The 16,299-nt window shown below is 41.8% G+C and carries 12 protein-coding genes; 3 read left to right on the forward strand and 9 right to left on the reverse strand.

The window, feature by feature from the left end; genetic code table 11:
• Positions 1-139: 139 nt before the first annotated feature.
• From glmS to AC3KVK_RS16205, 4 genes are all read right to left on the reverse strand, one after another.
• The gene (gene glmS / locus AC3KVK_RS16190) at positions 140-1,987 is read right to left on the reverse strand and encodes a glutamine--fructose-6-phosphate transaminase (isomerizing) (RefSeq protein ID WP_490311342.1); all 1,848 of its coding nucleotides are present in this window, start codon (positions 1,985-1,987) and stop codon (positions 140-142) included.
• Between the two features lie 129 nt (positions 1,988-2,116).
• Positions 2,117-2,890 carry a DeoR/GlpR family DNA-binding transcription regulator gene (locus tag AC3KVK_RS16195; RefSeq protein ID WP_490311341.1) on the reverse strand — a complete coding sequence of 258 codons (774 nt, stop codon included), beginning with the start codon at positions 2,888-2,890 and terminating at the stop codon, positions 2,117-2,119.
• 437 nt (positions 2,891-3,327) lie between these two features.
• Positions 3,328-3,489 (reverse strand): hypothetical protein, encoded by a 162-nt coding sequence (locus AC3KVK_RS16200; protein ID WP_518526920.1) that lies wholly within the window; start codon positions 3,487-3,489, stop codon positions 3,328-3,330.
• Positions 3,490-3,626: 137 nt separating this feature from the next.
• Positions 3,627-5,732 carry a winged helix-turn-helix domain-containing protein gene (locus tag AC3KVK_RS16205; protein ID WP_490311340.1) on the reverse strand — a complete coding sequence of 702 codons (2,106 nt, stop codon included), beginning with the start codon at positions 5,730-5,732 and terminating at the stop codon, positions 3,627-3,629.
• Between the two features lie 417 nt (positions 5,733-6,149).
• Between AC3KVK_RS16205 and AC3KVK_RS16210 the strand changes: the two genes are divergently transcribed.
• Both AC3KVK_RS16210 and AC3KVK_RS16215 read left to right on the forward strand, forming a co-directional pair.
• Positions 6,150-6,830, forward strand: coding sequence for a hypothetical protein (locus tag AC3KVK_RS16210; RefSeq protein ID WP_490311339.1), 681 nt, complete (start codon positions 6,150-6,152; stop codon positions 6,828-6,830).
• A gap of 101 nt (positions 6,831-6,931) precedes the next feature.
• Positions 6,932-7,468, forward strand: coding sequence for a sugar O-acetyltransferase (locus AC3KVK_RS16215; protein WP_490311338.1), 537 nt, complete (start codon positions 6,932-6,934; stop codon positions 7,466-7,468).
• 56 nt (positions 7,469-7,524) lie between these two features.
• Here AC3KVK_RS16215 and AC3KVK_RS16220 read toward each other — a convergent pair whose 3' ends face one another.
• From AC3KVK_RS16220 to AC3KVK_RS16240, 5 genes are all read right to left on the reverse strand, one after another.
• Positions 7,525-9,900 carry an ABC transporter permease gene (locus AC3KVK_RS16220; protein ID WP_490311337.1) on the reverse strand — a complete coding sequence of 792 codons (2,376 nt, stop codon included), beginning with the start codon at positions 9,898-9,900 and terminating at the stop codon, positions 7,525-7,527.
• Positions 9,901-10,010: 110 nt separating this feature from the next.
• Positions 10,011-12,407 carry an ABC transporter permease gene (locus AC3KVK_RS16225; RefSeq protein WP_490311336.1) on the reverse strand — a complete coding sequence of 799 codons (2,397 nt, stop codon included), beginning with the start codon at positions 12,405-12,407 and terminating at the stop codon, positions 10,011-10,013.
• A gap of 25 nt (positions 12,408-12,432) precedes the next feature.
• Entirely contained in the window at positions 12,433-12,618 is a 186-nt protein-coding gene (locus tag AC3KVK_RS16230; RefSeq protein WP_490311335.1) for a hypothetical protein, read from the reverse strand.
• Entirely contained in the window at positions 12,618-13,334 is a 717-nt protein-coding gene (locus AC3KVK_RS16235) for an ABC transporter ATP-binding protein (protein ID WP_490311334.1), read from the reverse strand. The genes AC3KVK_RS16230 and AC3KVK_RS16235 overlap by 1 nt, the downstream gene beginning before the upstream one ends.
• A gap of 62 nt (positions 13,335-13,396) precedes the next feature.
• Positions 13,397-14,653: an efflux RND transporter periplasmic adaptor subunit gene (locus AC3KVK_RS16240; protein WP_490311333.1), complete on the reverse strand. Its 1,257-nt coding sequence runs from the start codon at positions 14,651-14,653 to the stop codon at positions 13,397-13,399.
• 231 nt (positions 14,654-14,884) lie between these two features.
• Here AC3KVK_RS16240 and AC3KVK_RS16245 point away from each other — a divergent pair, with 231 nt between their 5' ends.
• Positions 14,885-16,297 (forward strand): sigma-54-dependent transcriptional regulator, encoded by a 1,413-nt coding sequence (locus tag AC3KVK_RS16245; protein ID WP_490311332.1) that lies wholly within the window; start codon positions 14,885-14,887, stop codon positions 16,295-16,297.
• The last annotated feature ends 2 nt before the right edge of the window (positions 16,298-16,299 follow it).

A 16,299-nucleotide genomic window follows, 5' to 3' on the forward strand; every position in this document is an offset into this window, starting at 1 on the left:
AGCATAACTAAAATAAAGTTGAAATAGTGGAAGCTCAATCAGAACTTCCACTTTCCAACTTTATTCAGTTGTTTCCATCTTTATTTAGACATTTCCAACTTTATTCAGAATCTACAGCACAAAAAGTCAAATAATTAATTTATTCAACTGTTACAGACTTTGCTAAGTTGCGTGGTTGGTCAACATCCGTACCTTTAATCACTGCTACGTAGTATGAAAGCAGTTGCAACGGAATTGTATAGACAACGGGTGCGATGATGTCATCAACGTGATTCACATTAACAGCACGCATGGTGTCATCTGATTTAAACTCTGAGTCGCTGTCAGCGAATACATAAATGATGCCGCCGCGGGCGCGCACTTCTTCAACGTTTGATTTAAGCTTTTCGAGTAACTCGTTATTTGGCGCAACCACGATGATTGGCATGTCAGCATCAATCAGTGCCAGTGGGCCGTGTTTAAGCTCACCTGCCGCGTAGGCTTCGGCGTGAATGTACGAAATTTCTTTAAGTTTCAGCGCGCCTTCCATTGCAATTGGATATTGCGAGCCACGACCTAAAAATAGCGCGTGATGTTTATCGGCAAACTCTTCGGCTAAGTCTTCAATCGACTCAGCTAAGCCCAGCGCTTCTTCTAATTTATTTGGTAACGTTTTGATGGCATGAACAATATGACTTTGTTCAAGGCCTTTTTCTTGTGCTATCGCAGCAGTTAGCATCAGTAAACCGACCAATTGCGTCGTGAAGGCTTTGGTTGACGCCACACCAATTTCGGCGCCTGCTTTGGTCATAAAGGCCAAATCAGATTCACGCACTAATGACGAGCCAGCCACATTACAAATGGTCATTGATGCCATGTAGCCTTGCTCTTTTGCCAAACGCAATGCCGCTAAAGTATCAGCTGTTTCGCCCGATTGTGAAATCGTCACAAGCAAGCTGTTTGGGTGCACATACGATGAGCGATAACGAAACTCAGAAGCAATTTCCACATTACAACTGACACCTGCGTACTGCTCAAGCCAGTAGCGAGCCACCATGCCTGAGTGATATGAGGTACCACAGGCAATAATTTGCACGTGTTTGACGTCTTTAAAAATATCGTTGGCGTTTTTGTTTTGGTTACTGCCATCAGAAAACGAGCCAAACGCATCCAATGCCACACCGTTATCAGTTAAACGGCCTTCCAAAGTATTACGCACAGCAACAGGTTGCTCATAGATTTCTTTAAGCATGTAATGGCGGTAGTCGCCTTTGCCTGAGTTATCTTGCGTGATATTTGACTCAATGATCTCACGCTCAACAACTTGACCTTGCGCATCAAAGATTTCAACTGATTCTTTAGTAATACGGGCCACATCGCCCTCTTCTAAGAAAATAAACGAACGCGTGACGGCTAATAACGCTAACTGATCAGAGGCGATAAAGTTTTCGCCTAAACCTAAACCAATGACCAACGGGCTACCAGAACGCGCAACAATAATTTCGTCTTGATTGGCTTTATCAAAAATAACCGTGCCGTACGCGCCTTCAAATAACTTAACCGCCTGTTGAACAGCGGCTAGCAATGAATCGCTGTTTTGACGTAACTGATGAATGGTATGCACCATCACTTCGGTATCGGTGTCAGACAAAAACTCATAACCCGCTGCTTTTAATTGCGAGCGCAACTTATCATGGTTTTCGATAATGCCATTATGAACCAAAGCCAACTGGTTATTTGACAAATGTGGGTGAGCATTCGCTTCGGTTACACCACCATGTGTCGCCCAGCGTGTGTGAGCAATACCAGTAGTGCCTTTTACGCCCGCTTCATTCAGCGCGTGCTCTAAATTCACCACTTTACCTACAGCTTTAACACTACTGAGCTCGCCCATTTGGCATAGCGCAACACCCGCAGAGTCATAACCACGGTATTCAAGGCGCTTCAAGCCTTCGACTAAAATTTTATTAACTGGACGTTCTGCAACGGCCCCAACGATTCCACACATAGTTTGTTCTCCTGCACGGTATGTGTTTGGTTTTTTAGTGGCAGTGTTGTCGGCTGCTCAAAGACTAAAAAACGATTTAATTAAAATATTCAGTAAAACAATGCATGCACATGCATTGTTTTATTTAGGTTATTCTGTCACCTCTGCGCAAATTAATTGCACGCCACAGTCACTAATGGCAGTTTGCATGCTCAGTGCTAAGTGGCTGTCTGTAATTAGGGTGGTCACTTTGCCCCACGGTAATTCTAAGTTAGGAATTTTTCGACCAATTTTGTCCGATTCAACTAACACTATTACCTCACGTGCCGCATCAGCCATCACTTGGCTCAGCCCAATAAGTTCATTAAAGGTTGTAGTGCCTCTTTCAACATCAATGCCATCTGCACCAATAAAGAGCTGATCGAAGTCGTATGAACGTAAGACATTTTCGGCAACTTGGCCTTGGAATGACTCAGAATGCGGATCCCATGTGCCTCCGGTCATCAATAAAGTAGGCTCATTTTCGAGGGATAACAGCCTGTTAGCGACATTAATAGCATTGGTCATTACCACTAATCCGCGCTTGCTAGCAAGCTCTGGAATTAAGGCGGCGGTTGTACGACCACTGTCGATAATAATGCGGTTATGATCTTTTATCAGTGCTGCCGCAGCTTTTGCGATTGCCATTTTGCGAAGGGAGTCGCGTTTGTCGTTGCTTTTTGCGACGATTTCTTGCGGAAGCGCCATCGCACCGCCATATCGGCGCAGCAATAAGCCACTTTTTTCAAGAGCGGTTAAATCCTTTCGAATCGTAACTTCTGACGTTTCAAATTCGACGGCTAGTTCATCAACACTCACTTCACCATGCTGATTAACACGACTTAGAATGGTATGACGACGCTGCTGAGTATTTCGTTTTGTCATAGAATAACAACTATCACCAATGAACAGATAACAAAAAATAAGAACCAAATTCAAAGCGAAATAGCTAAGTTTCGATTCGAAAGAAAAAGAGTTTAAATGAAACAAATTAAATGGCAAGCAAACGATCAAAAAAAGCGCAATAAATGCGCTTTGAATTTGAAACATCGTTGTAGGATGGATGTATACAATGACTAATACTGAATTTTAGGTACTTCGTACTCATTCAAGCCCATCACACTCCGTTGCTTTTTGCTATGGGCATTGACAAAAAGCGAGGCGATACAACCCAAATCAGTAAATTAAAAATTACATTAGTCGTTTTAGTTAAAGCAGTGCTACGTCAAGGAGCTATGGAGGTCGCAACATTTAGCAGCTACCGCCTTAACAAGGCAACGTATTACTACGCAGCCGATTTCAAAAATAAAGGATAAAACAGATTAACCGTTGCTAGATGCTGACTCACGCTTTTCACAAAGACGTGGAGAGATATAGCAAAGCTCTTGTACTTGAGAGTCTTCAACGACTATTGGCTCATTTGGGACTGGTGTAGCTGCAGTAACTAAAGGAAGCAGTACTGTAATAATAATTTGGTGTAGCATATAAATTACCTTCTTTTAAGTTGTTATTCAAAAACATCTCTGAGGTTAAATTTATTTGTAAAAGGTCAAATTAACAATAACTAAAGCGTAACTAACATCAAACTTATTGGTTATTTTATGAATCGCTAACCTTTCTGCTAATCAACTATCAATTCTACTACTTCTGAAGTCATGTTTTTTGTTTGTGACATTAAAAAACGCTTATTTCCTGCATCAATATTAAAATCGGGATCGACTTGATTATAACTAAACTCTTGAATTAATAATGTAGGGTTATTGAGGTCTGTAAGGTTGAGTTGATTAAAAGTTGTATCAACCAAATCATGAGTGCTCCAATAAACATTATCTCCCCTTACTGTCCAATGAGTATTTGGCTCTTTGGATAAAAAATGATTTAGCTGCACTTTGTCCTGCTGATTTTCATTATAGATAAATAGCTCACCTTCAGGATTACCAATAATATAATTCATTTTAAAGGGCCTGATAAACCTAACATTCTCTATCAACTGTTCAACAGCTTGAGTATCCAAATCAAACGTATAAGCACTCCATTGTTCAAAGTTTTTTGTAGTGAACAATACTTTACTTCCATCCATAGAGTACGCTGCGTCACCAATAAAATCATCACCAGAAGTTATGTATTCTAAATCTACTTTGTTTGGATCTAATAACGCAAACCGACGATTGATTCGAACCAATATTTGACCATATTTAGGACTTACATCTAGTACAGCTAACGAATACTCAGTTGCTAAAATAGAATCGAAGCTATCAGATTCCAAATCAATAAAACCTAACTGAGTAACTCCATTGCCTTTTATAAGTGCAAGATTTTTATCTCCAAAGTAACTTAAATGATAAATATCCTTCTGAATCAAACGCTTAGTTTCAAAAACATTAAATGGTAACTTCTTTTCCATAAATAATTTTTGAATAGCACCCAAATTAATAGAGATAATTCTCTTATGGCTAGAGTCTAGATTTATTAGCTCCTGACCAACTATCGGAGCAGTTACAACGTCACCATTTTTAATGTTTAACGTTATGATTTTTTTTCTTTTTAAGAGTAAAAGGTTCGAATCATCTCGCCAAGCAACATCAAAAATACCTGTTCTTTCTTGCCTTCTTAATAATACTTCTTGAGTTTTCAAATCTATAACTCTGATTTCATTGATATGACTTAAACGGCTTTTTCTTAAAACAACAAGTTTGGACCCATCAAAAGAGATATCACCTTTAATATCTAAGTTTTCTGCTTGGGATGACGATGTAATTGCACGTATATTTCCAGTATTCATGTCATATTGATAAATTAGAAATGGCTGCTCCACCGTTTTTTTAGCTGCAAAGAAAATATCGTTGGTAGTTCTGGCGGTAAATACATCTGAAATCACTGCATAGTTATCTGCAACAACCTCTTTTTTTGAGTTGTGATCATTCACTTTAATTCGATTCAGTGATGAATTATTCTGCGTCGAATCGGAAAAATACAAAAACTGATTATCGGCCGAAAACGCCAGCGCTCCAGGCAGGTGCGCTTGTTGAGTAATCGGTTTAAAGTCAAAGTCAGATTTATGTTTTACGTAAATCTGAAAACCCGACTCCTCATGCACTTGGCCCGAAAAGGCCAAATAACTGCCATCAGCCGATTGCGTGACTGCAATTTTATCACCAGGCAGGGTGTTAACAATTTGTGTTTCGATCGTCGCTGGAAATAACCAAGAAGTAGTTAGTAGGCCAAGCAAAATAACCATTGCCACTAGCAGCATCGCCACTGTTGCGATCATCCAAACCGGTTTTTTACGGACTATGTCTATTTGTTCAATATTGCCATCTAGCTGAACCTTTAATAGGTTCTGATTTTCTTCGGCTTGTTGTTGGTGCTCACTCGTTTCAGATAAAGGCGTGGTGGGCAGTGAGGTTGGTTCTTCTGCTACACCGTACTCTACAGTGCATATTAGCTTATAACCTCGCTTAGGCAGTGATTGAATATAAGTAGGGTTTTTATGGTCATCGTTCACTAACAGGCGGATTTTACTAATAATTCTTCGCACTGCCGCATCCGACACACAACGGCCTTGCCAGATGGTGTCGTGTAACTCAGCCATCGAAATATAACGATTATGGTTTTGGCAAAAGTATGTAAGCACCTCAAAGACTTTTGGCTCCAATAGCACGCGCTGGCCATCACCGCTGAGAACCATTTCTTCTTCATCTAATTGGTAGCGACCTATTTGAATCACTTCCTACCCTTTTATTATTGTTTTTATTAATAAATTTAACCGAACACAATAGTAACTTAAACGTCCCATATTTACTAACACCAATAACACAAATGAAAAAACACCTAACCAATTGAAAAACAACAAAGTTACACGTTCATTACAAACAAATCACACTCTGATTATTGTTCCTATATTTATATAGGTTAATTTTAAGTAACTTCCGTTACAGGTCTAATTCAAACAATTTTTACACGCTTTAATTGCGATTGAAAATGTATTGATTGAAAAATAGCACTAATGGATGAACATAGATTTCCCTAAGTTTGGCGTACATTTAATCTATTTTGGATTACGCCTTTTTTTATTTTTGCATGGGCACTCGTGCTATGGCCCTGTGATGGATTAGTTAATATTTTAAACAGGAAGGTTCATATCATGTCTGTGAGTAACGTTACCAATAAAGCATCCCTTGAATCGCATTACGCTCCCCAAACAATGAACCTCACTACTAGTCACATTGCGAAAATAAAAAAGTTATTACTTACATTACCTATTTTACTCTTCTGCGGCTTAATTATGGCGGTAGTGATTGCTTTAGTTTTTCAAAAAGATAATCAAATAAAAATTTCAGCTGATAACTACCACCCATTAGTAATCGCACAACCTGTGGTGGTCAAAAAACAATTACTGCAAGCAGGTGAAAAAGCAGTTAAAAACCAACCGTTATTATCACTTGAAGTCATGGGTGATCCTGCCAATTTACGCGCTATTGATTTCCACGCCCCAGACAGCGGCTATTTTTTCCATTCTCGCAGCCAAAATGGCATTATCAAACCCAACGAACCCATAGGTTATTTACTCAAACACTCTAGTGCCAATGAGTTTTCATTTTTAGTACCAAACAAACCTGATAACATGGGTTCAATTGGTGATCAAGTAAAAATAAACGTAGATGGTCAAGATATTTTTGGCAAAGTATCAATGGTCATCGGCTCTTTTTCTCAGCAAAAATGGCAGAAAATCTTTATTAAATTCAATAGTGAGCAATATTTGTCCTTGCTGTCTCCTGATGCAGCAATGACCCTTGAATTAATTAAAGATCCCCTCAATCACTAATTTCTTTTTATCGTTTATTGCCCCCTGATAGTCACCAACTAGTTGGTGACTATCAGGGTTTGCTTTATCATTACGCGACCAGATGCGTGGATGATAACCCAATGCCTAATCTAACCGCTTTTAATAGCTTAACCCCTGAACTTATCAATGCTCGTAAACATAGCCATGAAACATGCCGACTGTTCGCAAAAAGCCCAAGTAAAGGCAATTTAAAGCGCGTCAAAGCCTTGTTTGCTGATTGTGGTGAACATGTGATAATCGAGGCGCAATTTCATTGCGATTATGGGACGCATATCAGCGTGGGTGAGCACACTTTCATCAATATCAATTGCACCCTACTTGATGCTCCTATCGCTGATGGCGCGATCACTATTGGCGCAGATTGTCTGATTGGCCCAAACGTTCAACTTTTAGCGGTTTCTCATGCTATCAATCCAACAAAGCGATTAGAAAAAGGTAACTTTGCTGCTCCGATTACCATAGGCAATAACGTATGGATTGGTGCGGGTGTGATTATTCTTGCTGGCGTGACCATAGGTGATAACGCTGTAGTTGGGGCCGGCTCAGTGGTTACCAAAGATATTAGCGCCAACACAGTGGTGGCTGGTAATCCAGCGGTCAAAATTAGAGACATTTAAATTTTGCGGGTTAAAGCGCGCCCTACAACGTAGAGCGCATTAATGCAGACAATCTGTTACTCGTAACGTAAAATCAGAGACGGCCGGGTACTGGCCGCTTTAAAGGCTAACGTTGCAACCGTCAACCACGTGATACCCGCAACAACCAGCGCAGCGACACCATATACCCATAAAGTTTGATCGATCCGGTCATTAAAGTTTGCCAACCAATCACCTACCAGCATGTAAGTAAGTGGAAACGCTATTGCGACACTCAGTGCGACTAACACCAAAAACTCTTTGGCTAAAATATTCACAATACTGATGCGCGACGCACCCAGAACCTTACGAACCGCCACTTCTTTTTGACGACGCACCGTAGCAAAAGAGGCAAGCCCAAATGTACCCAACCCTGTTAATAAAAGTGCAAGTGGGCTAAATACTGCAAGCACCTTTAAGGTTTGATATTCATTTTTATGTGCCAACATAAACTCATCTTCCAGCCACCTCATGCCGACATCATTGCGCTTAAAGTGCTTTTGCACCACAGCATTAACTTGCTTAATTAATTCCCCTGGCTCTTGGTCATCAGTGTGCAAAACTACGTTGCTGATATCTGTATCTGCAAAGCCCAGAATGAAAGATGTTGGTAACTCAGCCTTATTAATAGACCCTAAACGGATATCATCGACCACACCGACCACAGTAGCTGTAAAATTCCGTCGAGGCACAGTCACCTTGACACCCACAGCCTCATGTACATTTTTATAGCCAGCCATTAGCGCCATTTTTTTCGAAATTAAAATCCCAAACTCTGCAGAACCATCAGCATTTTTAGAATACCAATCACCCCGATATTGTGTGGAAAAATCCCGACCGGCCAAAAGCGTGAGTCCCATGGTTTTAGCTGCATCAAACCCCACGCGAATCGAAGGCAACATGCCATCGTAAGTTTCACCATTAGGCCAAGTGTAATGCATGCCACCATTCATATCGGTCGCATAATCGGTATCACTTAAAGTGATACTTTTTACACCAGCTAAATTGGCAATTTCATTTAAAAATGCAGTGCCATTTTTAACAAATAGTTGTTCAGAGGGCAGTTCACGAATAATTAAGCGGTTATCTTTTTGATACCCCACATCGAGGCTATTTACCAACGACATTTGCTGGTACACAGTAACTACAGCACCAATTAAACCTATCGATACCGCGCTTTGAATACACAATGTGAATTTACGAATATAAGCAGATGACCGGCCTCGACTTAAGTCACCACTTAACACCCGCTTGGCGCTAAAAGAAGAGATAAAAAGAGCGGGGTACAAACCTGATGCCAATGCAATAACCAGTAAAGTTGCCACAACATAAGCCATAAACGCTGACCCATAACTCAGGCTCAGCTGACTATCAACAAGCTGGTTAAATGCAGGCAAAGCCATCTCTACAATTACTAATGCTATCAAGCCTGCTAACGTGACTAAGAGTAGCGACTCCAATAAAAATTGCAGTGTTAGTTGCCACTTACTCGCACCTAACGATTTACGAACGCCCACTTCTTTTGCCCGCTTCGCGGCTCCAGCAATATTAAAATTGATGAAGTTTACACTGGCGATAATAAGCAACAGCACACTTAACGCGACACTTACTTGCAAAGCTAAATAAGACCCACCTTGTTTCATCTCCCATTGGCCATTCGTGTGAAAGTGCAGCTCTGTCAATGGGACAAATACAAAGCTCACCTCAGCAAAACGATCGTTATTGGAGCGTTTAATTTGCTCATTGGTCATCTCATGGGCAAGCTCAACTGCATTTGCACCATCCACAAGGCGCACGTAAACATGACTACCAAATGGGCCTCGTTCGAGGTTTGGCATACTGGCTAAAACATCAAACGCAAAGTGTGTTTTGTGGTCTAAATCTTCAAATACTGCAGCAACTTGATAGCTTCCCGCCTCATAGCTAAGAACCTTTCCTAAAGCTGGTTCAGAGCCAAATAATCGCAGCGCCTCAGACTGACTTAAGGCAATTAGGTTAGGCTGTTGAAGTGCTTGTTTGATATCACCGGCTACAACATTGATATCAACAAAGTCCGTCAAATTGCTTGTCGCTATATAAAAATTCTGCAAACGAAATGTTTGATCCTCGACAGTGACGATATCAGCAAACGGGTGACCACTAAATTGCAAAAAGAAGCTCTCAGTAATGAGCATCATATCGTCAATTTGGGCATGATCTTTCATCAAAAGGGGCATTTTAGGGTTAATTGCCCCATCAACTGCTAAACCTAACGCGCGCATATCTTGATGAATTCTATAAACCCGCTGCGCATCTGGTTGATACTCATCAATTGATAGTTGATTACGCGCAAATAAGGCCACCAAAATAGTGGCCGCAATACCGATACTAAACCCTAAAATGTTTAGCACAGAATGCAAACGTTGTTGTTTCATCACTCTCAAAACAATTATTATGTAGGTCCCTAACATGACTTATCTCTGCTTTTGTTATTTAGTAAGCACAACGACCTAAGTGAGATCGTTGCGCACATCAAACCTAACGATTATTCATACCGTAAAATCAGAGACGGCCGGGTACTGGCCGCTTTAAAGGCTAACGTTGCAACCGTCAACCACGTGATACCCGCAACAACCAGCGCAGCGACACCATATACCCATAAAGTTTGATCGATCCGGTCATTAAAGTTTGCCAACCAATCACCTACTAGCATGTAAGTAAGTGGAAACGCTATTGCGACACTCAGTGCAACTAACATCAAAAACTCTTTGGCTAAAATATTCACAATACTGATGCGCGACGCACCCAGAACCTTACGAACCGCCACTTCTTTTTGACGACGCACCGTAGCAAACGACGCTAAACCAAAGGTGCCTAAGCAAGTTAAAAAGACTGCCAACCCAGTAAAAATAAGCACCACTTGTGAGACTCGCTCATCTGCTTTTAAGACCGCTTTATAGTTGTCTGCCAAGAGGTTGATTTTTGGTTCATAAATATTCGAGACTTCCGCTAAGGCGGCAATCACGTGTTGCTTGATATACGGTAATTGCTGTTGATTAACCGTTAAGATAACTTCAGACACTGGAGCTAAATAGTTAAAGCCACATAAAAACATAATGTTAGAGTTTGCATCTTGCGCATTGCCCACTTTGACATCAGCGACAACCCCAACCACACGCATATCCACACCTCGCCCGGTGTCTTTAATGGTTTGACCTATAATGTCAGCAACATTGTTATACCCAGCTTGTTTGGCTACCGTTTCAGTAATAATCGTACCAACCGTTGTAACCCCATTAGTGCGCGTAGCCCAATCACTGCTAAACTCTCGGCTAAAATCTCGACCTGCTAATAACTCCAGTCCTAACCCTTTGACCACATCAAAGCCCGACCCAATCACAGGCGTAATGCCCCCTGATGACTCTCCATTAGGCCAAATAGGTTGTAAGGTATTATTAATCGAAACCGTTAACCGGGTGTCAATAATTGTTGCGTGTTCGACGCCATCAATTGCGGTCAAACGATTAACCAATGCGGTAGGTTGTTGAGTAAAGGCTTCTTGCACAGGAAGCTCAGAAATCACTAAACGTTGCTGTGTTTGATACCCCAGTGGCAGGCTTTGTAAGTGCGCTAATTGATTAAACAAAGACACCGACGCAATAATCAAACCGATCGCCAGCGACGCCTGTAACGTCAATAAGCTTTTACGTACCCAAATTGCCGTATTGCCACGCTGTAGATCACCACTTAACACCCGTTTAGCGCTAAATGACGAAATAAATAACGCAGGGTATAAACCAGCCAATACCCCGACAGTCACTGCCACTAACACAATTGCCAAACCAAATTCAGAGGCGTAATTGACGAGTAAGTCACGATCGACCAGTTGATTAAAACTCGGTAATAAAAATTCGACTAACACACAGGCTATCGTCATCGATAGCAACGACACTAATACTGATTCAGCTAAAAATTGAGTCACTAACTGAGCTTTACTTGCGCCCAATGCTTTACGAACACCGACTTCTTTAGCGCGTTTAGCTGATTGCGCGACAGTCATATTGATAAAGTTAAAGCCTGCAATCAAAATAAGCAACACACTCAGACCAGCGCAAATCATAACAACTTGCTTAGCCCCGCCCGCTTTCATTTCAAACGGCGACTTTGCTGTAAAATGTAAATCTAATAATGGGTGGAGCTCAATGGCAATTTTCCCCGCCATTTCATCATAAAAATATTGCTTAGAAAGTGCATCAGCTAATGCAATTGGATCGGCCTGTGGTGTTAAGCGCACATACACATAGCTGCTATTAACCATCAAATTGCTCGGATCGTGTTTAACATACACTAAGTTTTTAAACGAAAAATGTGTGTTTGTTGGTAAATCAGCAAACACTGCGCGAACGGTATATTGACCTTGTTCATGCACCAACGTTTGACCAATAATATCTAGCGAGCCAAAAATACGTAACGCTTCTGACTCACTGAGCGCTAAGCTGTGAGGCGTGTTCAGCGCATTGTTTAAGTCACCTGTTAAGGTTTTAATATTGATAAAGTTCTCAATATTCGATGTCGCCCCATATAATTCATTGAGTTTATAACCCTGATCGCGATACTGCACATCAACCATGGCTTCACGGGTCAATGACACCATAGTCAAACCAAATACTTCTTCAACTTGGCTATATTCGATTGCCTGAGCACCCAGTGAATAATTAAAAATAGGGATCACAGCTAAGCCGAGTTTGGAGAAGTCTTGCCCAACACGATACACTCGCTCAGCATGGGGTTGCTGGCTATCGTAGGACAACTCATTTTTCGCAAATAACGCCACTAAAATTGCAGCCGCTAAGCCAACACTTAACCCAATCACATTCAGTAAAAAGTGTTGTTTTTGCTGCTTAAAAGCACGCAGCGCAGTAATGATATAATTTTTAAACATAATCAATCCCTTCTAACCCTCAGGTTCAGAATAAAAGCTGCTGATAAGCAACAAACTCAGTAATCAGTTCACTTAACTCGCCATAAGAGAAATCTTTTTTGAGCATCACAGCGCCCAAGGTGGCGAAAACAAATACTGCACTCAAACCAACTAAATCCACGCAAATCGTCGTGCCATAGTTCCTCGGAGTGCGTAGAGTAAAAGCGAGCATTACGCCACCTCGACGTTTAACTGGCTAGAAACGGCTTGCTGTGAATTTGCCTTGTCGACCATCACTTGACCGTCGAGCAAACGAACCAAACGGTCGGCATAGGCCCCTTCTTTTTCTGAGTGCGTGACCATAATGACCGTCGTGCCCTCACGATTGAGTTCGCGCAGCATCGCCATCACTTCATCACCATTTTTTGAATCGAGGTTACCCGTGGGCTCATCGGCCAAAATGAGTTTTGGGTTGATCACTAAAGCACGGGCCACCGCAACACGTTGCTGCTGACCGCCCGAAAGCTGTTGCGGTAAATGCTCGGCACGATGATCGATACCCACACGCTTTAAAATTGCTTCAACACGTTGCTTACGCTCAGCTTTTGAAATTTTTTGGTATTGCAGCGGTAATTCCACATTTTGAAAAACAGTCAACTCATCGATTAAGTTAAAGCTTTGAAATACAAAACCAATGGATGCTTTTCGTAGTTCAGCCAATTGCTTTTCGCTGTACTTGGCTATCTCGCAACATTCAAAATCAAAGCTCCCACTTGTTGGCGAGTCCAACATGCCTAAAATAGACAAAAGCGTTGATTTACCACACCCTGAAGGCCCCATAATGGCTAAGAACTCTCCTTCATTGACACTGAGGTTGATATCATTTAATGCTGTTGTTTCTACGTCTTGTGTGCGAAATACACGGCTTAAGTGCGTTAATTTAATCATGCTATTATTCCTTAATTCGGTTTAATTATTTGTTTTAAGTTCTATTCGTTACGAGGTCTGATTTAGTCGATATAAAGCTGCTGCGCTTTATCAAAATTGCTGTAACTAGAGGTAATCACCTGTTCGCCCGCCTGCAAGCCTGCAAGCACTTCAAAATAGTCTTGATTCTTTTTACCCAGACGAATATTGCGGCGGATTGCTTTATCGCTGCCTTGCTCCAGCACATACACCCAATTCCCGCCAGAGTTAGTAAAAAATGCGCCGCGACTCAACAACAATGCATTGTGTTTGTTCTCGCCCAGCATCAGTTCAATATCAATACTTTGGCCACGCTTCACCCCGTTTGTGTCGGTGGGTAAATCCACCTCAATATGAAATTGCGATTGCTGAACGCGGCTGTCTATTTTGCTCACTTTGGCCTCAATCACATCACGTTCAAGCTCAACCAGCACTGTCATATCTCGCTGCACTTGATTGAGGTAAAATTCATCTAAACGCACCACGAGTTTGTATTCATTAGGGATATCAATTTGCCCTAAACGCGCACCGCGATTTTTTGATTCGCCAATCTCCACATCCAATTCACTTAAGTAACCCGCCACTGGCGCTTTAATTAATAAATTATCAAGATTATTACGCGCAAATTGCAGGTTTTTTTCTAACATTGCCGCACTGTCTGCCAATTGCGCGACTTGCACTGCGCGAATCGAGTTTTCTTGTTTTTGGCGCTCAAGGGTCAACTCTTTGCGCGCTTTATAATAAGCTGAATCTTCTTTTAGTTCGGATAAACGCTCTTGCGCTAACACTCCTTTTGCAACCAAAGGCTCGGTTTGTTTTAAACGACGTGCCAAATGCGTAATTTGCAAATCAATTTCGAGTAAATCACGGCGTAAGTTAAGGCGACTGGTTTCCATCGTCATTTGAGTATTACGTAAAAAATTAAGTTGCTCAGTGACTTGTGCTTCGCGACTCATCACATCCAATTGCAAATTCGTATTACTTAAGCGCACTAACGGTTGGCCTTTTTCAACAAATTCACCTTGTTCAACTAAGCGCTCTTCAACTTGGCCACCAGCAATGGTATCGAGGTAAATACTAGTTTTTGGTACTACTTGTCCACGAAGACTAAGCGCGTCTTTAAACGCTCCTTGCGTCACTGTACTAATCGTTAAACTGTTTGCTGCGATATTTTGGCTTCGTCCTTGATCGCTTGTTTGGCTAAACCCATATGCAGCTGCCGCGACACTCAATGCAATTACCGCAAGCACACTCTTTTTAAAGTACTTTTGTGTTGTTGAGCGTTCGATTTTTTTATCCATGTTGCCACCTATTGAATGCAGTTCACTGTGCTAATTACCGATAGGTATTACAAACGACGTGCCAATTTTTATTTACCATATATAACAGTGATTTACATGAAAACTGGCCTTTCAGAGCATGTAAAGTGTCCACGAATAGAACACTTTTAAATTTCAAATCGTCCATTTATGGACACTTGCTACTGTTTTGCGGTAGGCTAACTAGATAGCAACATAGGTACAGACAAAAGCATGAAACAAGCTGGCTCAATTTTAATTGTCGATGACAACCCCGATATTCTGATAGCTGCGCGTTTATTACTTAAGCAGCATTATCAGAGTGTTAAAACCACCGATAACCCGTTTGATATTGAAGGCTTGATCACTCAACAAAAAAGCAGCGAACACCCAATTGATGTTATTTTGCTCGATATGAATTTCAGCCAAGATGCCATCAGCGGCAAAGAAGGATTTTATTGGTTAAAAAAAATCATCGCCCAAGACCCAAGTATTGTCGTACTGTTAATGACCGCTTATAGCGATATTCAGCTCGCTGTCGATGCAATCAAGGCTGGCGCCTCTGATTTTATTGCTAAGCCGTGGCAAAACGACCAATTAATAGCAGCTGTAGCGGCTGGCTTTTCGCACGCCAAAGATAAACAGCAAGTGGGTCAGCTAACTCGGCAAACCCAAGGGCTCAGTCAAGCTCTCAATCAAAGTGTTGCCGGTCAAAACTTTGCTTTTTTAGGGCAAAGTGCTGCGATGGCCAATGTTTTTCAAACCATTGAAAAAGCTGCGCAAACCGATGCCAACATTTTAATAACAGGCGAAAGTGGCACAGGTAAAGAGCTCGCCGCCCATGCCATTCATCAGGCCAGCCAACGCCATGATAAAACATTTATCGGCCTCGACATGGGCGCAGTGGCGCAAAGTTTATTTGAAAGTGAGTTGTTCGGGCATAAAAAAGGCGCCTTTACCGACGCTAAAACCGATCGCATTGGCAAATTTGAGTTGGCTCACGGAGGCAGCTTATTTTTAGACGAATTAGGTAATTTACCACTCGAACAGCAAGCCAAATTGCTTGCAGCCCTACAAAACCGTCAAGTCACGCCAGTCGGTGGCAGTAAAGCGATCTCGGTTGATATTCGCCTCATTTGTGCCACCAACGATAACCTTCAACACGCTGTCACTGAAGGGCGTTTTCGCCAAGATTTACTCTATCGAATCAATACGGTCGAAATTCGTTTACCCCCGCTGCGTGAGCGCAGTGACGATATTCCTCTTTTGGCCGAATACTACCTCAGCCATTTTGGGCAAAAGTATAAACGCAACCTCAGCATTCACCCCGACGATATGCAGGCTTTATGTCAGTATGCATGGCCAGGTAATGTGCGCGAACTCGCCCACGCAATTGAACGCGCCGTAATTTTAACCGAAGGAGAGGTACTCGATATCCGCTCGGTAGTCGCCAAGCAAGACTCCCAAAGCACCAGCGATCTCGAAACAGCGCCTCTCAACTACGATACCTTTGATTTAGAAATACTAGAACAACGCACAGTGCGCGCTGCACTGAAACACCACCAAGGTAATGTTAGCCATGCAGCTAAAGCACTTGGCCTGACACGCGGAGCCATGTATCGCCGCCTTGAAAAATACGGCTTATAACC

Source organism: Pseudoalteromonas sp. J2K-J979 (assembly GCF_058169715.2).